Genomic DNA, 19,480 nt, shown 5'->3' on the forward strand with positions numbered 1-19,480 from the left:
TCGATCACCGGCTCTATGGTGGCCCCATGACCGGACAACGCATCTTGGTCGTGGACGACGAGATTCGAGTTCTCGCGTCCCTGCGACGCGGGCTCGAACTCTCGGACTTCGAAGTGATCACCGCCGGCGACGGCGCGGCAGCGCTGACGATGGTCCGCACAGCCGCGCCCGACGCCATGGTGCTCGATGTGAACATGCCGAATCTCGATGGGGCGGGCGTGGTTACGGCGCTGCGCGCGATGGGCAACGACATCCCCATCTGCGTGCTCAGCGCCCGCACCGCGGTGACCGACCGCATCGCCTGCCTGGAGCGTGGCGCCGACGACTACCTCACCAAGCCCTTCGACCTCGGTGAACTGGTCGCGCGGTTGCGCGCGCTGCTGCGCCGCAGGCCACCCGTCCCCGAGCAGCCCGCCGATCTGTGCCGCGTCGGCAGGGTCGACATCGACCATGCCGGACACCGAGTGCGGTCGAACGGCGCGACGGTGGAGCTGACCAAACGTGAATTCGAGGTGCTCGCATTGCTTGCCAGAAACATGGGCATCGTGCTCGGCCGCGAGCAGATCTTGTCGGCGGTATGGGGCTACGACTTCACCACCGACACCAATGTGGTCGATGTGTTCGTCTCCTATCTGCGCCGGAAGCTGGAGGCATCGGGTGCGCCGCGAGTGATCCACACGGTGCGCGGTGTCGGGTTCGTGTTGCGGGAGCAGCCGTGAACGCTCGCCTCGAGGACACCGTCGCACGCGCCGCCGCGACCATTCGGAACAGGGGCGCGTCGCTCTCGCTGCAGGCTCGGGTGGCGCTGGTCTCCGGCGGCGTCGCCGCGCTCGTCGCTGTCACTCTCGGCATCGCCTATACCGCGCTGCTCGACACCACTGGCTCCCGACAGTTCGACGAGACGGTGTCGACCATGGGCGTCGCGGTCGCACAACCTGCGGAAATACCACCGCACCTGGGGAGTCCGCCGCTCCCTTGGCCCCCGCCACCAGGATTCCGGCCACCGCCGTGCCTTCCAGTACCAGGAGCCGGGGTGCTGTGCCCTCCGCCGCCAGGGGCAGCGGACTCAGTCATGGCGCCGCCGGGATCCGCGATGCCCGGATTCCCGCTGCCCGCACCGGCGATCGTGGCCCCCGGCGACGTCCGCACCACGGTCGAAGGCTTCCCAGGACTGGTCGTGCGACTGGAAGCCGACCGCTCACTGGTGGACTCGGCCATCCGGCGCAGCCAATTGACCGGACTGGCGATCGGGCTCGCAGGCATCCTCGTCGCCGCGGTGCTCGGCTGGTTCCTGGCCGGGTACGCGGCACGACCGCTGCGCAGACTGGCCACCGCGACGCACGGCATCGAGACCCTCGAACAGCTGCCACCGCTGTCGGGTCGCGGGGCGCGCGAAGCGGAAGCACTCTCCGACGCCATCACCAGAATGCTGACCCGGCTGGAGGCCGCACACGGCGCGACCAACCGTGCCCTGGCCAGCGCCCGCGACTTCGCCGCCGTCTGCGCTCACGAGCTGCGCACTCCGCTCACCGCCATGCGCACCGACCTGGAAGTGCTGACCACCAAGGACTTACCGGCCGAGCAGCAGCGCGCGGTGCTGTCCGACGTGCTGCTCGCCGAGCGCCAGATCGAGAACACCCTCACCGATCTGGAACGGCTTGCCGTCGGCGAACTCACCGAATCCGATGCCTTCGAACCGTTCGAGCTGTGCGAAGCCCTCGACCGCGCGGTCCAGGATGCTCGGCGCAGGCATCCCGAGGCGCAGATCGACCTCACCGAATGCGCGCCGGCCATGGTGACCGGTTTGCCGGGCGGGCTCATGCTGATCGTCAGCAATGCGGTGGCCAACGCGGTGCAACACGGTCACGCGAAGACCATCACCATCGCGGCCCGCCGATACCACCCGGACGACCCGAACCCTGCCGGCTCGACCACCGGCAACCCGGCGACAGCCGACCCGGCAACGAGCGACCCGAACACGGCCGACCCGGCAACGAACGATTCGAACACCAGCGACCCGGCCACAGCTGACCCGAACACGGGCGTCGAAATCCTTATCGACGACGACGGCACCGGCATCCGTGACGACCTGCGCCAGGCCGCCTTCGACCGTTTCGTCAAAGGCCCCGGCTCCCCAGGCTCCGGCCTAGGCCTCGCCCTGGTCCGCCAGCAAGCCGAACTCCATGCGGGCACAGCCGAACTCGGCCACAGTCCGATGGGCGGGGTCCAGCTGCGCGTGCGGATCGGCCCGGCTGGGCAGTAGTCCGCGACCCGAACCGGCCGCCTCCGATGCGTACGGCGTCGGCGAGTCCGGGTCGACGTGCGCTACTTGCCCTTCGGCTTGTCGGAAGCCGCATCCGAGGACAACGCCGCGACGAAGGCTTCCTGCGGAACCTCCACGCGACCGATGGTCTTCATCCGCTTCTTGCCTTCCTTCTGCTTCTCCAGCAGCTTGCGCTTACGGCTGATGTCACCGCCGTAGCACTTGGCGAGCACGTCCTTGCGGATGGCGCGAATGTTCTCGCGGGCAATGATCTTCGAGCCGATGGCGGCCTGGATGGGCACCTCGAACTGCTGGCGCGGGATGAGCTCGCGCAGCTTGGTTGTCATCTTGTTGCCGTAGGCCTGGGCGGCGTCCTTGTGCACGATCGCGGAGAACGCGTCCACCGCCTCGCCCTGCAGCAGGATGTCCACCTTGACCAGCTGCGAGATCTGCTCGCCCGACTCCTCGTAATCGAGGCTGGCGTAGCCGCGGGTGCGCGACTTCAACGAATCGAAGAAGTCGAAGATGATCTCGGCCATCGGCATGGTGTAGCGCAGCTCGACGCGGGTCTCCGACAGGTAGTCCATGCCGCCCAGCTCGCCGCGGCGCTGCTGACACAGCTCCATGATCGAGCCGATGAACTCGCTCGGCGAGATGACAGTGCACTTCACCTCCGGCTCGAAGACGGTGCGCACCTTGCCTTCCGGCCAGTACGAGGGATTGGTGACGATGTGCTCGGTACCATCCTCCATCTCCACGCGGTACACCACGTTCGGCGCGGTGGAGATCAGGTCGAGATCGAACTCGCGCTGCAACCGCTCGCGAGTGATCTCCATGTGCAGCAGGCCGAGGAAGCCACAGCGGAAGCCGAAGCCGAGTGCCACAGAGGTTTCCGGCTCGTAGGTCAGCGCGGCATCGTTGAGCTGCAGCTTGTCCAGGGCGTCACGCAGATCGGGATAATCCGAGCCGTCCACCGGATAGAGACCCGAGTACACCATCGGGCGCGGCTCGCGGTAGCCGGTGAGCGGTTCGGTGGCGCCGTTGCGGGCGGCGGTCACGGTGTCACCGACCTTGGACTGGCGCACATCCTTCACACCGGTGATCAGGTAGCCGACCTCGCCGACGCCGAGACCCTGAGTGGGCTTGGGTTCCGGAGAGACGATGCCGACCTCGAGCAGTTCGTGGGTCGCGCCGGTCGACATCATCTTGATCTTCTCGCGCGGCACGATCTTGCCGTCCACCACACGCACGTAGGTGACCACGCCGCGGTAGGTGTCGTAGACGGAGTCGAAGATCATCGCGCGGGCGGGCGCGTCGGGATCGCCGACCGGCGCGGGGATGGTCTTGATCACCTCGTTGAGCAGCTCCGCGACACCGACGCCGGTCTTGCCCGAAACGCGCAGCACATCGTCGGGTTCGCAGCCGATGATGTGCGCGATCTCGCTGGCGTAGCGATCGGGGTCGGCGGCGGGCAGGTCGATCTTGTTCAGCACCGGGATGATCGTCAGATCCTTGTCCAGCGCGAGATACAGATTCGCCAGCGTCTGCGCCTCGATGCCCTGAGCCGCGTCCACCAGCAGCACCGCGCCCTCACACGCCTCCAGCGCCCGCGACACCTCATAGGTGAAGTCGACGTGGCCGGGCGTGTCGATCAGATGCAGCACGTAATCGGTGCCGTCCACCTGCCACGGCAGCCGGACATTCTGAGCCTTGATGGTGATACCGCGCTCGCGCTCGATATCCATCCGGTCCAGATACTGGGCGCGCATCTGCCGCTCTTCGACCACACCGGTCAGCTGCAGCATGCGATCGGCCAGCGTCGACTTTCCATGGTCGATGTGCGCGATGATGCAGAAGTTCCGGATCCGCGCGGGATCGGTGAACGTCGTGTCGGCGAAGCTGGCGGGCACTCCACTCCTCATTGGTATCGGCAAACTGTCGTCTATCGTCCCATGGGCAGCCACCCGAGTCCGCCGCCGGTCCGGCGACCATGCGCAAACACCGGCGCCAGCCCGAATATCAAGTCCAACCGGTCGCCACCGACCCGCCTCGAAGCGACCTCCGAAGTCGCATCGCAACCCGACTCGCCAACCCGCCCACCATGGAGCGAGTCTTACGAGCGACCGTTCGCGGCCGGCTCGCGTCCGAGTGGCCGAAGCGATTGCGACGAAGTCGCGAGTCTCGGCCGCTCGGACGCGAGCCTTCGGGGCCGCGAACCCGCAGTGCCGCAGGCGCTGCACATCAGATACAGGCGCTGCCAATCAAACACAGCGCCGTTATTCTCCAGAGATGGCCCGAAGTTGGAACTCTCTCGGCAAGCAGCTAGGCCTCATCGCGAAGGAACAGGGTCCCAGGATCGTCAAGCAGCAGGGACCGCAGCTTGTCGACAAGCTGCGACGCTCGTCATTGCTGGAGCGTGCGGTCGGCTCGATCGCGCAACGCAGGACACCTGCCGTCGCCGTGCGCCCCACCGCCTCCAAGCCCGTGCCGACGGCCGAGCGCGCCAGGCAGATCGTCTACGCACCACACCTGGACGGCCGCGCCGACCCTGGTGAGATCGTGTGGACCTGGGTTCCCTACGAAGAGGACCCCGATAACGGCAAGGACCGTCCCGTCCTGGTCGTCGGGCGCGATCGCAAGACCCTGCTCGGGCTGATGCTTTCGTCGAATCCGCAGCGGGCGCACGACCACAATTGGGTCGGGATCGGCAGCGGCAGTTGGGATCACGAGGGCAGGCCGAGCTGGGTCCGACTCGATCGGGTGCTCGATGTACCCGAGGACGGCATCCGCAGGGAAGGCGCCATCGTGGCGCGCAAGACATTCGACCTGGTCGCACACCGACTGGTCATCGAATACCACTGGAGCTGAGAGTGATCGACAGGGTGCTCGGGCCGACCAAGGTCGCCATGCTGATCACCGACATCGGCTTTCTGATCTATTGGGCGATCGCCTTCGCCCACCTGATCCCGCCGGAATTCGCGTACAAGGACTACACCGATCCGGTGCTCAGCGACTGGAACTTCTCGTTCGTCGCGCTGGACCTGGCCGCCTGCGCCACCGGCCTCGCCAGTCTGTGCCGCGGCAACGGCTCGCGAACGCTGATGACGGTGTCGCTCACCCTGACCAGTACCGCGGGACTCCAGGCCATCGCATTCTGGGCCCTGCGCGGCGACTTCAGCCTCACCTGGTGGATCCCGAACCTCTTCCTGCTGCTGTTCCCTATCCCCGCCCTGGTCACGCTGACCTGCGGCGCGGCGCCTCGATCCGGTGCTGCGACCGAATCGGGAGCGCTCCGCTAGCGACGTGGCGATCGAACTGCGCTGATCACTTCGCGGGAGCCGCCCGTATCGCAGCAGCCCGGGCCGACACGTCCATCGGAACGTGCGACCCGGGCTGTTCGGCAAGGCCGGACGCTCAGCTGATCATGTCGCGCGAGCGGCCGAAGAGCAGGCCGTACACCAGCGCACCGAGGACGCCGCCGATCAGTGGGAAGACGACGAAGGCCCAGACCTGGCCCATCGCGCCGTTCTGGTAGGGCGCGACGGCGAGGGCACGAGCCGGGTTGATCGCCGCGTAGTCCACCGGGATCGCGACCAGATGGATGACGGTCAGGGTGACGCCGATCGAGAGCCCGGCCAGCGGGACGTCGGAAAGCTGGTCGGTCGAGGCGAGCACCACGAACACCAGCAGCGCGGTCAGCATCACCTCGATGATGATCACCGCGGCCAGGCCGTAGCCGTTTTCGATGACGACCTCGCCGAGCGGCCCCGTCCTCGCCGACGGGCTGTGCTTTCCCCAGCCGTTGGCGGCGAGCCCGTCGGTCGAGCGATCGTAGGACGGCAGGTTCTTCGCGAGAGCGAACAGCACAAGACCGGCCAGGAACGCGCCGATGAGCTGGGCGATCACGTAGCCGGCCGCGCTGATCGCCGACAACCTGCCCAGCAGCAGCTGACCGACGGTCACCGCCGGATTGACGTGGCAGCCCGAGATCGGCCCGATCGCGTACACCAGGAACAACAGCGTCAGCCCGAAGGCGAACGCCACACCGAGCGCACCTACCTTCTGACCGGCCAGCACCGCGGTGCCGACACCCCCGATGACAAGAACGAAGGTGCCGAGCGCTTCGGCGGCCCATTTCTTGGAGTCGGGAGTCGGTGCTAGCTCTGTGGCTTCCTCGATGACTTCCTGAGCAGTGGGCATACATGTCACCTTCCGAGAGAACACCCCGCGTGCACGGGGAGCACACTGGTTCTGCCTGAGGTCCTGCTGCGTTCGATAGTGCCGAAGTAGTCGATCCGATCGGGACGTTACGCGAGGTAGTTGTGCTCCACAACAACCCTCGGCGCTGCGACGACCGATTTCCCGGACACCCGGGTGACTCGCCGGGTGGCCCGGAACCGGCCGATCGCGGGTTCGCGGTGCATCGCCGACTGGATGAGCCGCGGAAAAGGCCGGAGTCTAGGCGAGACGGGTGATCTCCACGACGACCTCGAGGTCCGTGGAGCCGCCGCCGGAAAAGATTCCCTTCAGCGGCGGCACATCCGCGTAATCGCGGCCGACGCCGACCGATACGTGCTGTTCGCTGATGGCGATGTTGTTGGTCGGGTCATAGCCCCACCACTGGCCGGTCCATGCCTCGATCCAGGCGTGCGATTGCCCGGCCACGGTGGTGTTGATCTCGGCGTCTGGATTGGGATGCAGGTATCCGGAGACGTAGCGACTCGGTATGCCCATGCTGCGCAACAGGACGAGGGTGAGATGCGCGTAGTCCTGGCAGACGCCTTGCCGGTCGGCGAACGCCTGCACGGCCGAGGTATGCACGGAGGTGGTTCCGGCCAGGTAGGTCATCTCCTGATGCACCCATTCAGCGGCTCGCACCACAGCTTTCGCCGGAGGCACCCCGCGCGCCAGCTGCCGCGCGACGGTCGCCAGTTTCCGATCCGCCGGCACATAGGTGGTGGCGGCGAGCATTTCGTCGAACCGGTCGGCGATCTGTTCGCGGCGCAGCTCCTCCCAGCCCAGTTCCTCGGCCGGACCGGCGAACGGCTCGGTCTCCACCACCGAGGAGCCGGTGACCTCCAATTCGGTGTGCGGCGCGTGCAGGTCGAAGGAGGTGACCGCGGTGCCCCAATAGTCGGTATAGCGGTAGGAGCGGGTCGAGGGCACCGTCTCCACCCGATTGAGGATGACGTTCTGCCTGCTGTCGGCGCGTGGGGTGAGCCGAGCCTCGTTGAACGACCGGGTGACCGGCGCGTCGTACACGTAGCCGGTGGTGTGCACCACTCGAATCCGCCAGCTCACAGTTCTCCTTCCACCTGCGCGTGGTTGTCGTGACTGCTGCGCAGATCGGTCCACGCCACCCATGGCGCGGCATGGAAATATTGCAGCGCGATCGCCTCGCCGACCTCGCGGAAGTTCCGCTGCAGCAACAGCAACCGATTCTGCAGGTCCTCCAGAAGCACACCGGGCGGCAGGAATTCGAGTTCACTGCGGGCCCGGCCGAGTAGTCGCTGTGCCTCGTGCCGGGCGCCGACCCGGCTGGTCGGCCGCTGGTCGAGCTCGGCGAGACAGTCTTCGGCAACCCGCACCGAATGGAACAGCGACCGCGGAAAAAGCCGGTCGAGCAGAATGAATTCGGCCACCAGATTGGCGTCGAGCGCGCCGCGATGGGTGCGCAGATAGGTGTCGTGCGCACCCGCCGAGCGAAGCACCGTCACCCAGGCCGGTGACGAGGTACGGTCGCCGGCGCGCGAAAGCAGTAGCCGCACAGTCATATCCGCGCGTTCGATGGAGCGGCCGAGCAGCAGGAATCGGTAGCCGTCGTCGCGACTGAGCGTCGAATCCGACAGTCCGGCGAACATCGCCGCCCGGTCCTTGATGTAGTGGAAGAACTCGTGCGGCCCGAGACTGCGGGCGGCGCGTTCGGCGGCGGCGAGCCCGATGTAGGTGGCGTTCAGGCACTCCCACATTTCGCTGGAGGCGACTTCTCTTGCGCCCCTGGCATTCTCGCGGGCATTCGCGATCGAGTTGGTGATCGACGCACCGTGCTCGGGACTGAACGCCACCAGATCGGTGACCGACCAGACATCGAGTTCGCCCTCGGGCGGCTCGATACCGAGCACCCGCAACAACACTCGCGAAGTACGGTCCGGATCGGCCGTCGCATCCTCCAGCAGCTGATGCACCGCGACGTCGAGGATGCGTGCGGTGTCATCGGCGCGCTCGACGTAGCGTCCGATCCAGTACAACGATTCGGCATTGCGGGCCAGCATCAGCGCACCACCCCCGCACCGGACTGTCGCTGCTCTTGTTGTTGCTGCTGCTGTTGCTGATTCGACTGCTCGGCAGTCAGTTCCCTGCCGAGTTCACGCGAATCCGATTGCGGCGGTTCGCCGACCAGCTCCGCACCCGCCAGTTCCCGGTCGGCGAGCGAGTCGCGTCCGGACAACACCCAGGTGTCCTTGCTGCCGCCGCCCTGGCTCGAGTTGACCACCAGGGAGCCCTCCGGCAGCGCGACCCGGGTCAGCCCGCCGGGCAGTACCCAGATGTCGTCACCGTCATTGACCGCGAAAGGCCGCAGGTCGACGTGGCGCGGCACCAGTTCGCTGCCGATCTTGGTCGGCACGGTGGACAACTGAACCACCGGCTGCGCGACCCAGCCGCGCGGGTCCGCCTTGATCCTGCGACGGGCGGCGTCCAACTCGCGCAGCGTGGCGTCCGGTCCGATGACGATGCCGTAGCCGCCGGACCCCTCCACCGGCTTGACCACCAGCTCACCGATGCGGTCGAGCACCTCCGCGCGCTCGTCGTCCAGCCAGCAGCGGTAGGTGTCGACATTCGGCAGCACCGGCTTCTCACCGAGGTAGTACTCGATGATCGTCGGTACATAGGCGTAGATCAGCTTGTCGTCGCCGACGCCGTTGCCGATCGCGCTGGAGATGACGACATTGCCCGCGCGGGCGGCATTCAGCAGACCGGCGACGCCGAGCACCGAATCGGGACGGAAATGCATCGGGTCGAGGAAAGCGTCGTCGATGCGGCGGTAGATCACGTCGACCTGCCGCTCCCCCGCTGTGGTGCGCATGTACACGACGTTGTCCCGGCAGAAGAGGTCCCTGCCCTCGACCAGCTCCACGCCCATCTGCCTGGCCAGCAGCGAATGCTCGAAGTAGGCCGAGTTGTAGACGCCGGGGGTCAGCACCACGACCGTCGGATCGGCCTCGTTCGGCGCGGCCGAAGCGCGCAGCGCGCGCATCAGATGACTCGGGTAGTCACCCACCGCGCGCACCCGGTGCGAGGAGAACAGGTCCGGGAACACCCGTGCCATGGTGCGTCGATTCTCCATTACATAGGAGACGCCGGACGGGGAGCGCAGATTGTCCTCGAGGACCCGGAATTCGCCGTGCTGGTCACGGACCAGGTCGATGCCCGCGACGTGGATGCGCACGCCGTTCGGCGGCACCAGCCCGGCGGCCTCCCGGTGGAAATGCTGGCAGGAGGTGACCAGGCGTTTCGGGATCACCTCCTCGCGCAGGATGTTCTGCTCGCCGTAGATGTCGGCGAGGAACAGCTCCAGCGCGGTCACCCGCTGCTTGATGCCGCGCTCCAGTTTGTTCCATTCGGCGGCCGCGATCACCCTGGGCACCAGATCCAGCGGAAACGGCCGCTCCTGACCCGACAGCGAGAACGTGATGCCCTGATTGATGAAGGCGCGATCGAGGGCGTCCGAACGCGCCGCGAGATCCGCGACGTCGATGGGCGCGAGCGCGGAGAAGATGCCTTTGTAGGGCTGCCGGACCCGGCCCGAGCTGTCGAACATCTCGTCGAAGGCCTGGGCATAACGGCCGGGTCGATAGCCCTCGAACAATCCGGTGGAAGGCACCCGCCCATGGCCACCCGCACGTCCGTTCGACCGGACCGGCGGCGGCACAGGAGATCGGGCCGATCGCGGCGGCGAGGCGGAGGTCATGCAAGAATCGTGCGCCATGCAGCGGCTTTGCCGTGTGAGACACAGGTAAATTTCTTGCATCACTCCTGCGTTGCGTGTGAAAATTCTGTGAGCCGAACCGGCGGGTCTGCCTCGGTGGCCCGGTTGCCGGATGCACCGATTTCGTGTGCCAAGCCGTGGCTGGTACCCTCGATCTTCGGCGTTGCGTTACCGATTTACTTCGGGTGTGTCGCACGCTCGCAAACTTTTCAGCACAGTCCATTCAGCGACAGGAACACGAGGAAACAGGCGTGGCCAACATCAAGTCCCAGATGAAGCGGATCCGCACCAACGAGGAGGCGCGCAAGCGCAACCAGTCGGTCAAGTCCGCTCTGCGCACTGCGATCCGCAGCTTCCGCGAGGCCGCGGCCGCAGGCGACAAGGACAAGGCTGCCGAGCAGCTGCAGTTCGCCAGCCGCAAGCTGGACAAGGCCGCCTCGAAGGGCGTTATCCACGCCAACCAGGCCGCCAACAAGAAGTCGGCTCTCGCGCTGGCTCTCAACAAGATCTAGTTCGCCGGTATCGCGAGATACCGCATGTGCTTGTGACGCAGCCGCCGTGGCCTCGATGACCACGGCGGCTTTTGTCGTGCTCCACCGCAACGAGATGGCCACACGACGCCGTGTCGCAGCGCCGTCGGGGCCGTGATCTGCGGGGACGAGCGCAGCAGGCGAATGGTGTGTGAACGGTTTCGGGCAAACGCCCGGCGTCCTCCGAATCGACGGTAGTGTCTGCCAGGCGAGGGCACTCGTCAGCAATGTTTTCACCAATGATTGGAGTTACCGTTGGACGGCGACCGCAACACCATCACGTTGTATGCCAACCAGACCGTGGTTCGGTCCGAGGACCTGCCCGATGTCATCCGGGCTGCCGATGTTCTCCAGATCGGTCTGAAGATCGAGAACATCATGGTTCCCGCCGGTGAGGGCGCGTACTCGTTGGAGTGGATCGTCACCCGTGACGACGACGTGCCGTTCTATGAGGAATGGGACGGCCGCTACGAGGAGTCCGACGAGGAAGACGAGCTGACGCTCGCCTCCGTCGAGTAGTTCTCAGGACTCGGCCAACCGGTCCAGCGCCGTCTGGGAATCGGCGTCAGCGGCTCGATAGATGATGATCCGCTGGTCGGGGTCCTGGATCGGCATCAGCACTTCGTAGTTGACGACCAAAGGCCCCACCACCGGATGCCGCAATGGCTTCCGGCCGCGACCGTTCACCCGCACATCATGTCTGTCCCAAGCCCGTGCGAATTCCTCGCTGCGGGTGAACTCGGCAATCAGGTCCGCAAGGGCCTGATCGTCGGGATGCGCCGCCCATGCGGCCCGCAGGTCAGCGATGCCTTCTCGGATGATCCGTTCCCGGTCGGCATAGAAGTCACGCATGTCGGGGTGCATCAGGCACAGCCACATCGAGTTGCGCTGGCCCGGCGGCAAGGTGTCGAACTCGACGACCAACCTGGCCATTTCCCGGTTCCACGCCAGAATGTCGTAGCGATGGTTGACCAGCATGGCAGGCAGCGGGGAAAGATCCTCGACCAGCATGACAAGCGCGGGCGCGGCCACCGTGCTCGGCTTGCCGGTGTCGGGCTGACGCTGCTGGGCCAGGTCGAACAGATAGGCGCGCTCGTCGGTGTCCAGCCGCAACGCACGCGACAGCGCTTCCAGCACGTCGGCGGACGGGCGTAAGCCGCGCCCCTGCTCCAGCCGGACGATGTAATCGATACTGACCCCTGCCAATTCGGCGACTTCCTCGCGCCGCAGGCCGGGCGTGCGGCGGGCCTGCCTGCGCTCGGGCAGCCCGAGGTCGCCGGGGGTGAGGCGCTCCCGCCGGGCCCGCAGGAAAGCCGCCAGTTCCTGTGTCGCGTTCACGGTGCCAGTCATCACCTTCGATCCTACGGCTGGGTGGTACTGGCTTTCCCAGGAAGAACCTTCCCTTATCGTCGGCCTCGCGCCGTTCCAGACTTGCTGTCGAACGAACGACGACAGGAGCCCGACATGTCCACAGGCCTCACCCTCGACACCTACCGGCTGCTCGGCCGCTCAGGGCTGCGGGTTTCCCCGCTGTCCCTGGGCACCATGACCTTCGGCGCCGACTGGGGTTGGGGCGCCGACAAGGACGAAGCCCGAAAGATTTTCGACACCTATGTCGAGCGCGGCGGCAATTTCATCGACACCGCCAGCCAGTACACCAACGGCACCTCCGAGCAGCTGCTCGGCGAGTTCACCGCGGACAATCGCGAAAGCCTTGTGCTGGCAACCAAATACACGATGCTGCGCCGACCGAACGACCCCAACTCCGGGGGCAACCACCGCAAGAGCATGTTCGCTTCGGTGGAGGCGAGCCTGCGCAGGCTGAACACCGACTACCTCGACGTGCTGTACCTGCACGCCTGGGATTTCCGCACCCCGGTCGAGGAGATCCTGCGCGCGATGGACGACCTGGTCCGTGCGGGCAAAGTGCTCTATGTCGGCATTTCCGACGCACCGGCATGGCAGGTCTCGCGCATGCAGGCCATCGCGGATCTGCGGGGCTGGTCGCCGCTGATCGCGCTGCAGATCGAATACAGCCTCATCGAGCGGACCGTCGAGCGCGACCTCATTCCGATGGCGCAGGAAATGGGTCTTGGCGTGATCCCATGGTCGCCGCTGGCCAGCGGCGTGCTCACCGGCAAGTACAGCAGCGCTGACCTGGCACACGATGTGGAGGCATCGCCGGCAGGCTCACGCAAGAATGTCGCCGCCGCCAACGGCTCGCTCACCGCGCGCGGTCTCGCCATCGCCGATGTGGTGAAAGAGGTTGCGGCGCAACTAGGTAAGGCGCCGTCGCAAGTGGCGCTCGCCTGGACGCTTCGCAACCCCGCAGTTACCGCACCGATCATCGGTGCCCGCACGGCGGCACAGCTCGAGGACAACCTCGGTGCGCTCGACGTCGAGTTCGACGCGGCGCAGGTGGCCCGGCTGGAACAGGCCAGCGCTATCGACCTCGGTTTCCCGCACGAGTTCCTGGCCAGGCCGATGGCGCAGAGCGTCACCTTCGGCGACCTGAAGGTGCAAGAGCGCAACTGAATTCGACTCGGTTCGCCAGCGGTGCAGAGCCGGCTTGCACCGCCGCGAACCGCTGTCCTATGCTCGGTGCCGCGACATCGCGTCGCCGTAAGCGTTCACGTGAACCAACGCACCGATCCCGCCGCCCGGCGGAATCGCTGCTGTGAGGACCTTACGGAGTGAACCGATGACTTCCGCGAACACCAACTCCCGCACCGGTTTCAAGCTTCCTGCCCGCTATGCGTCGGTGATCATGCCGATGCTGCTATCGATCCTGATGACCTGCATCGTCTCCCTGATCAGCACTCTGATGAGCGAGGGCTTCACGGTCGGGATGTGGTTGCGCTCGTGGGCGGTGTCCTGGCCTATCGCCTTCCCCACCCTGCTGCTGGTGCTGCCGCTGGTGCGCCGGGCAACCGCGACACTGGTGCAGGCACCGAAAGCGGTGTGAGGCACCGCTTCAGCTCGGATAGCGCTGGTCCGGCGTCGCCGGGGCAGGTGGCTGCCACGCACCGTGCCCCGCATTGGCCGTCTGCGCCTGGTGCAGCAGTTCGGGGACACGCTGGTGCGGCACTTCCGATTGCGCCCCACACCACGTGCACTGCACGGTGTGCTTGGTCTTCAGCGGGAAGAGCGGGATGAAGAAGAACGTGAACTTGGTGACGAGTTTGCGCAGGGCATGCGCCGCTGGATTGTGGCAGTTGCCGCATACCAGCGTGAGCATGGCGAGTTGCTGGACGGTGCGCCGCCAGCCCCAAATCAACATAGGAACCCCCGGGATCGAATCGAACGACGTCGACAGTACCCGCATGATCGAGGACCAACATCTGCCCACAGCGGTCGAGAGTCCGGCGGCTACCAGGGAAGAGCATGTCGCCGTTGGCCACGATGGCCGGGGCTCTGGACTGAACACGCCGAAGCACCGTTCACTCGAACGGCCGGAAAGCGCGTCGCTTCGGTCAGCCTGCGGAGTGCAGGTCGAGAATCTGGGTGAGGGCGTGTTCCAGGGCGTAGTCGGGGTCGGCGGCGCCGCCCTTCACGTCGGCGTTCAGAGTGGCGACCACCTGGAGGGCGGAGCCGATGGTTGCCGAGCTCCAGCCGCGGGCCTGGGCCTGGGCTTTCTTCACTTTCCATGGGGGCATGCCCAGCTGCTGGGCCAGTTTGAAGGGGTCGCCGCGACCCGCGGAGCCGACGCGGGCGATGGTGTGCACAGAGTCGGCGAGTGCGTCCGCGAGTAGGACATGCGGGACGCCGCGATCATTGGCCCAGCGCAGCGCCTCCATCGCGCCGGGCCGGTCGCCCGCAACGGCCAGCTCGGCGACGTCGAAGCCGGAGACCTCCGCTTTGCCGGAGTAATAGCGGCGCACAGCCGCGACGTCGATCTTGCCGCCGGTGTCTGCCGCAAGCTGTGAACAGGCGGCGGCGAGCTCCCGCAGCTCCGAACCGACCGCCTCCAACATCACCTGCACGACCTCGCCCGACACCCGCACCCCTGCGGCCCGGAACTCGTTGCGCACGAATTCGACCCGCTCCGCGGCCTTGGTCAGCTTGGCGCAGTTGTGCACCTCGGCGCCCAGCTTCTGCAGCGCAGGTGCCAGCGCTCTGGCCCGGCCGCCTCCGGAATGCAACACCACCAGCACCGCGCCCTCGGGCGGATCCCCGGCAGCCTCGGTGATCACCGCGACCGCGTCCTTCCCCGCCTCGGCCGCCGACTCCAACACGATCAACCGCTCCTCGGCGAACAACGAGGGGCTCAACAACTCGGCCAGCTCAGCCGTGCTGGCGTCTCCCGCCCGCAACCGATCGACCGGCACGGCGTCACCATCCGGCGCGCCCGCCCGAACCCGCGCGGCGATCGCCGCCACCGCCCGCTCGATCAACAGCTCTTCTTCACCGAGCACCAAGTGCACCGCCGCAGCTCGCTCGCTCATGGCCGCACCCCGCTGGCGCTGGACTCCCCAGTGCGGGCAACCGACCGCGACATGATCCGCTCGCCGCACTCGCTCATGGCCGCACCTCGCCGGCACTCGGCTCCAGCGCGCCCGAAGGCGCCATGTCCGTGGTTGGCTCGCCGCGCTCGCTCACGGGCCCGATCCTACGGTCCGCCACCGACGCCTTTTGCCACGACCACGCTGCGCGCTGTCCCGACCCGGGCTGCCGACCATCGACGGAAAAGAGAGCGGCCCGGGCCAAGGCGAGCAACACCCGATCGAACGCCCCGACATTTGTCACATACCTCTGATCCAGGGCAGTCCGTCAGGTTGTCAGCACTTCAGCTCTCAATTTCGGCGTTGCGGCAGTCCAGCGATTATCGACAATCGCGAGACGAGGAGGGTGTTTCCTTCAGTTTTCGCTCAGAAACATTCTGATCAAGCTTCGGTATCCAGTGCGCAACGATCGAAGCCGAACTGCAGATAGTCGCTTTTGTCCAGTTTTAGGAGACCAAAGAGGTCAGCGGATCCCCCTTTCAGGCATTCATCATCGGCTGGGTGAAAACCGAAGAGGGGCGATGAGTGATTGCAGTAGGAATCTATCCACACCCGACGGAAGCAAAATGTCTACCAAAACCGGCAAAATCTTCGCCGCGATCACGGTGGCCTCGTCTCTAGGTATCATCTCGACTCCCGCAGCATCGGCCGGCGCAACTCCGTCCACCGTGCCCACATCGATACACTCCCATTGGATCAATCAATCTGTGATTCGACCTCGGCAGTGTCTGGTTCTATCGCGAGGCGAAGGCCCAGAATGAAGAGAGTGTTTCATTTCAGTGTGCTCGGCAACATTCCGAATAAGCTTCGGCCTCCGGTACGCAACGGTCATACGCCGAACTCCAGGTGATCGTCTTCGCCGGACTGTAGGGGATAAAAGAGGTCAGCGGTATTTCTTGACCCCTTCTGGCATTCGCGGGCAGCTGGGTGAACACTGGGGAGGGCTATGAGTTATTGCAGTAAGAAATCGATGCACACCGAAGGAAGCAAAATGTCTACCAGAACCGCAAAAATTTTCGCCGCGACCGCCTTGGCCTTGTCACTGGGTGTGATCGCAGCTCCCGCAGCATCGGCCAGCACGATTCCATCCGCTGAGCCCACGTCGACATCAGCCACTCCCATCACTGGCGGATCAGTCGCACTGTGCTTCCCCCTCGGCAGTGTCGTCTGGTGCATCTGAGGCCACCGCTCGAGAAGCCCGCAAATGTGGGTCGATTGAGACCTTCCCTGGACTTGCCTCGCATCCAGTGCGTTTACGCACTGGATGGAGGTCCCGGAAGATCTCAGGAAGATGTCTCCGAGTGCGATGGGATTCGCTGAACGCGAGTTCCTGCACGGAAGAGTGCGGTCCCAATCCGAGTTTCGGGATGTGGCCGCAGATCATGGAGAGAATCAAGCCACAATTCAGCGCAATGTCACCACGCGCATTGTCGATCCTGCACCAGTGATTACGACGTCGCCCGACTGGTCGGTGCGGGTCACGCGGCTGCCGACGCGTGCCAAGTCGGCGAGTAGGCCGGGATGCGGGTGACCGAAGGTGTTGTCCGCGCCGACGCTGACTATCGCGAGGCGAGGATGGACGGCGGCCAAGAATTCCGCTGCGGTGGTTCGTGATCCGTGGTGCGGGACCTTGAGGATGTCGGCCCGGAGAGGGGCTCCGGAGTCCAACAGGCGGTGTTGGGCGGGAGCCTCGATGTCGCCGGTCAGCAGGATCCGGCCCGCGGGCGTGGTGGCGGCGATGACGACCGATCGGTCGTTCGCATCGTCGGCTGCCGCGCTGCCCGAAGGAGGTCGCTGGGATGCTGTCGGCGCGAGAACTATCAATTCGACTGCGCCGAAGTTGATTACGTATCCCGCCGACAATTCCACAACAGGTATACGTGCTCGCGCGGCGGCGGTTGCGACCTGGACCGGTCCATTCGCTGTTGCCCGCGCGTGGCCGGTCGGAGCCCGTGACTCACTGGTGGTACCGCGCGGATCGCCAGACGAGGCACGCGGCCGACTCCTCGTCGCACTCGGATCGCCGGTCACGGCGCACGAACTGTCGGTACCCGGAGGCGGATCGCCGGTCGCGGTGCACGGGTCGCCGGCTGTGGTTTGTAGGCAGCCGTCCGTCAAATCGCACTGGTCGCCGATCGAGGCGCACCGGTCACCAGGCGCGGCACGCGGGCCGTCTGTCGTGACACGCGGGCCGCTGATCGCACCGCACAGGTCACCCACGTGAGAGTTGGCCGCAGGCGTTGAACCGGCGGCGTCATTACCCTCGCTGCCGTTGACGCCGACCGCGATGTGACGCGAACCGGGTACTGCCGGGAGTTCACCGGGGCCGACGGCCAGTGCTGCGACCGAGCGTCCTTCGAGTGCGCCGGTGAGGCCGCCGATGTGGTCGGCGTGTGGGTGGGTCAGGATCAGCAGGGGGATTCGGGTGATACGGAGGCGATCGAGGCAGGTGCGGATGGCACGGGGTTCCGGGCCGACGTCGATCACTATCGCCGCACCATCGCCGATCGACAGGGCTAGGCCGTCTCCCTGTCCGACATCGCAGGCGGCGAGTACCCAGCCGGATGGCGGCCACCAGGGGTGCCAGATCCGGATGGGAACCAAGACGACCGCTATCCCGAGAAATGTCGCGGCCGTGAGTCGGCGCACGATGGCCGACCTTAGAGACCACACGAGCACCGCAACGACTGCGGCAGTGATCGAACCGCCGAACAATCCACCAGGAATGTCGATCGTCGCGCCGGGAGTCCCCGCCGCGCGCTCGGCAATCATCAGCAGCCACCATGTCGGTGGTCCCGCACAGCGCAGAACCAATTCGGCGGGCAGTTGCCAGAAGCACGACAACACAGCACCGGTTGCGCCGATCACCGTGATCGGCGCGACAACCGGTGCGACAAGAACATTCGCGAGAACTGCCACGAGACTGAGCCGTCCGGTCAGCGCGACCATGAGCGGAGTGGTGACCACGAACGCGCCTGCCGACACGGCCACGATTTCGGCGGGCACCCGCCACCAGCCGCGAGCGCGCAGCCAATCGGCCCAGCTGGGCGCAAGGAGTATCAAGCCGGCCGTGGCGACGACAGACAATGCGAATCCAGCCCGAACGGCCAGCTCTGGCCAGATCGCAAGCAGTCCGACAACCGCCGCGCACAACGCGGGCAACGCCTGTTTCCGGCGGCCCGTGACCAGTGCCAACAATGTGATTGCGCCCATCGCACCGGCCCGCAACACACTGGGATCCGGTCTCGCCAGCACAACGAACATGAGCAGCGCCGCCGCCGCGACCGTCGCCGCAAGACGTGGACCGAGGGTGAGGGCACGCACTACGAGCAGCACCACCGAGAGCAGAATAGTGAAGTTCGCACCGCTGACGACGCACAGATGTTGCAGCCCAGCTATTTTGAACTCCTCCCGCACGTCATCGGGCAACGCCGAAGTGTCCCCCACGACGAGTGCGGGCAGCAGTCCGGCTGGATCCGCGGGCAGGGCACGGGACGTGGAGGCAGCGAAATCCGCACGCACCGAGGCGGCCACGCGTTGCCACCACGGCAGCTTTCCGACCACGACCGGCGGACCGAGCGCCCGCAACGCGACAACCGAAAGATCCTGATGCCACGGCTGATCTATTCGCGCGCGGAATTCGACCGGCCCACCAGGCAACAGCTGCGCCCACTCCGCACCCGAGGCCAGAATCACCACCACACCACCGGTCCGCACGGTCACCTCACCCTGCTGGTACTCGCGCAGCTCCGCGCGCACCGTCCACCGTCGCTCGCCCGCGAATGAATTAATGCGCACTGGTTTCGGATCATCGATCGGTGTCGCCACGACCCGCGCCGACGCGCCGATCGCTGTCCGCAACGGATGCGTGGCCACCCGATGTTCCCGCCATGCCCCCGCGATCGCGAACCCCATCCCGAGCAAGACCGCCGCGAGCGCCGCCACCGCGACCACCCGCCAACGTTCACTGCGGTGCGCAACCGCCCACAGCAACAACACCCACAACCCGATCGCCAGCACCGACAGCCCGGCCGCGACCACTACTCCAACCACCCACCCACCGGTGACCGCCACAATCGTTGCGCCCCAGCAACACAGCGTCGCAGGCAGCAGCCGCGCATCGAGCGCCTGGGGCTGGTCATCCAGATCGGCATCGACGCCACTGCCGATCTCCCTCCGCCCGCTACTCATCGGACGC

General features: G+C 66.1%; 18 protein-coding genes. 8 read left to right on the forward strand and 10 right to left on the reverse strand.

Annotation, left to right across the window (positions count from 1 at the left end; all coding sequences use genetic code 11):
* Window positions 1-26 precede the first annotated feature (26 nt).
* Window positions 27-719, forward strand: a complete 693-nt coding sequence (locus tag ACFU4Z_RS14585) for a response regulator transcription factor (RefSeq protein WP_379062918.1) — start codon at window positions 27-29, stop codon at window positions 717-719.
* Window positions 716-2,263 carry a sensor histidine kinase gene (locus ACFU4Z_RS14590; protein ID WP_379062920.1) on the forward strand — a complete coding sequence of 516 codons (1,548 nt, stop codon included), beginning with the start codon at window positions 716-718 and terminating at the stop codon, window positions 2,261-2,263. The genes ACFU4Z_RS14585 and ACFU4Z_RS14590 overlap by 4 nt, the downstream gene beginning before the upstream one ends.
* Before the next feature lie 62 nt (window positions 2,264-2,325).
* Here the strand turns inward: ACFU4Z_RS14590 and lepA are convergent, their stop codons facing one another.
* Window positions 2,326-4,185 carry a translation elongation factor 4 gene (gene lepA / locus ACFU4Z_RS14595; protein WP_379062922.1) on the reverse strand — a complete coding sequence of 620 codons (1,860 nt, stop codon included), beginning with the start codon at window positions 4,183-4,185 and terminating at the stop codon, window positions 2,326-2,328.
* A gap of 367 nt (window positions 4,186-4,552) precedes the next feature.
* On the opposite strand from lepA, the gene ACFU4Z_RS14600 reads away from it, so the two are divergent.
* Both ACFU4Z_RS14600 and ACFU4Z_RS14605 read left to right on the forward strand, forming a co-directional pair.
* Window positions 4,553-5,131, forward strand: a complete 579-nt coding sequence (locus ACFU4Z_RS14600) for a type II toxin-antitoxin system PemK/MazF family toxin (protein ID WP_379062924.1) — start codon at window positions 4,553-4,555, stop codon at window positions 5,129-5,131.
* 2 nt (window positions 5,132-5,133) lie between these two features.
* Entirely contained in the window at window positions 5,134-5,562 is a 429-nt protein-coding gene (locus ACFU4Z_RS14605) for a DUF5360 family protein (RefSeq protein ID WP_379062926.1), read from the forward strand.
* A 115-nt stretch (window positions 5,563-5,677) separates the two neighbouring features.
* On the opposite strand, the gene ACFU4Z_RS14610 is transcribed toward ACFU4Z_RS14605, so the two are convergent.
* The 4 genes from ACFU4Z_RS14610 to ACFU4Z_RS14625 form a co-directional block, all read right to left on the reverse strand.
* Window positions 5,678-6,463: an aquaporin gene (locus ACFU4Z_RS14610; protein WP_379062928.1), complete on the reverse strand. Its 786-nt coding sequence runs from the start codon at window positions 6,461-6,463 to the stop codon at window positions 5,678-5,680.
* A gap of 258 nt (window positions 6,464-6,721) precedes the next feature.
* Window positions 6,722-7,564, reverse strand: a complete 843-nt coding sequence (locus ACFU4Z_RS14615) for a transglutaminase domain-containing protein (protein WP_379062930.1) — start codon at window positions 7,562-7,564, stop codon at window positions 6,722-6,724.
* Window positions 7,561-8,535: an alpha-E domain-containing protein gene (locus ACFU4Z_RS14620; protein WP_379062932.1), complete on the reverse strand. Its 975-nt coding sequence runs from the start codon at window positions 8,533-8,535 to the stop codon at window positions 7,561-7,563. The genes ACFU4Z_RS14615 and ACFU4Z_RS14620 overlap by 4 nt, the downstream gene beginning before the upstream one ends.
* Window positions 8,535-10,082, reverse strand: a complete 1,548-nt coding sequence (locus tag ACFU4Z_RS14625) for a circularly permuted type 2 ATP-grasp protein (protein ID WP_379063470.1) — start codon at window positions 10,080-10,082, stop codon at window positions 8,535-8,537. The genes ACFU4Z_RS14620 and ACFU4Z_RS14625 overlap by 1 nt, the downstream gene beginning before the upstream one ends.
* A gap of 419 nt (window positions 10,083-10,501) precedes the next feature.
* Between ACFU4Z_RS14625 and rpsT the strand changes: the two genes are divergently transcribed.
* Window positions 10,502-10,762: a 30S ribosomal protein S20 gene (rpsT, locus tag ACFU4Z_RS14630; RefSeq protein ID WP_366528276.1), complete on the forward strand. Its 261-nt coding sequence runs from the start codon at window positions 10,502-10,504 to the stop codon at window positions 10,760-10,762.
* Window positions 10,763-11,035: 273 nt separating this feature from the next.
* Window positions 11,036-11,299, forward strand: a complete 264-nt coding sequence (locus ACFU4Z_RS14635; RefSeq protein WP_379062934.1) for a hypothetical protein — start codon at window positions 11,036-11,038, stop codon at window positions 11,297-11,299.
* Between the two features lie 3 nt (window positions 11,300-11,302).
* On the opposite strand, the gene ACFU4Z_RS14640 is transcribed toward ACFU4Z_RS14635, so the two are convergent.
* Complete coding sequence (locus ACFU4Z_RS14640) at window positions 11,303-12,130, reverse strand: helix-turn-helix domain-containing protein (protein WP_379062936.1); 828 nt, start codon at window positions 12,128-12,130, stop codon at window positions 11,303-11,305.
* A 114-nt stretch (window positions 12,131-12,244) separates the two neighbouring features.
* Here ACFU4Z_RS14640 and ACFU4Z_RS14645 point away from each other — a divergent pair, with 114 nt between their 5' ends.
* A complete protein-coding gene (locus ACFU4Z_RS14645; protein WP_379062938.1) occupies window positions 12,245-13,315 on the forward strand; it encodes an aldo/keto reductase in 1,071 nt (356 codons plus the stop codon).
* A gap of 166 nt (window positions 13,316-13,481) precedes the next feature.
* Window positions 13,482-13,745, forward strand: a complete 264-nt coding sequence (locus tag ACFU4Z_RS14650) for a DUF2798 domain-containing protein (protein ID WP_379062940.1) — start codon at window positions 13,482-13,484, stop codon at window positions 13,743-13,745.
* 9 nt (window positions 13,746-13,754) lie between these two features.
* Here ACFU4Z_RS14650 and ACFU4Z_RS14655 read toward each other — a convergent pair whose 3' ends face one another.
* The 4 genes from ACFU4Z_RS14655 to ACFU4Z_RS14670 form a co-directional block, all read right to left on the reverse strand.
* Window positions 13,755-14,060, reverse strand: coding sequence for a zinc-ribbon domain-containing protein (locus tag ACFU4Z_RS14655; RefSeq protein WP_379062942.1), 306 nt, complete (start codon window positions 14,058-14,060; stop codon window positions 13,755-13,757).
* Between the two features lie 193 nt (window positions 14,061-14,253).
* Window positions 14,254-15,225 carry a DNA polymerase III subunit delta gene (gene holA, locus ACFU4Z_RS14660; RefSeq protein WP_379062944.1) on the reverse strand — a complete coding sequence of 324 codons (972 nt, stop codon included), beginning with the start codon at window positions 15,223-15,225 and terminating at the stop codon, window positions 14,254-14,256.
* A gap of 1,008 nt (window positions 15,226-16,233) precedes the next feature.
* Entirely contained in the window at window positions 16,234-16,398 is a 165-nt protein-coding gene (locus tag ACFU4Z_RS14665; RefSeq protein WP_379062946.1) for a hypothetical protein, read from the reverse strand.
* A 288-nt stretch (window positions 16,399-16,686) separates the two neighbouring features.
* On the reverse strand, window positions 16,687-19,473 hold the full coding sequence (locus ACFU4Z_RS14670; RefSeq protein ID WP_379062948.1) for a ComEC/Rec2 family competence protein: 2,787 nt from the start codon (window positions 19,471-19,473) through the stop codon (window positions 16,687-16,689).
* Between the last annotated feature and the right edge of the window lie 7 nt (window positions 19,474-19,480).

This window comes from Nocardia sp. NPDC057440 (assembly GCF_042802915.1).
GTDB lineage: Bacteria > Actinomycetota > Actinomycetes > Mycobacteriales > Mycobacteriaceae > Nocardia.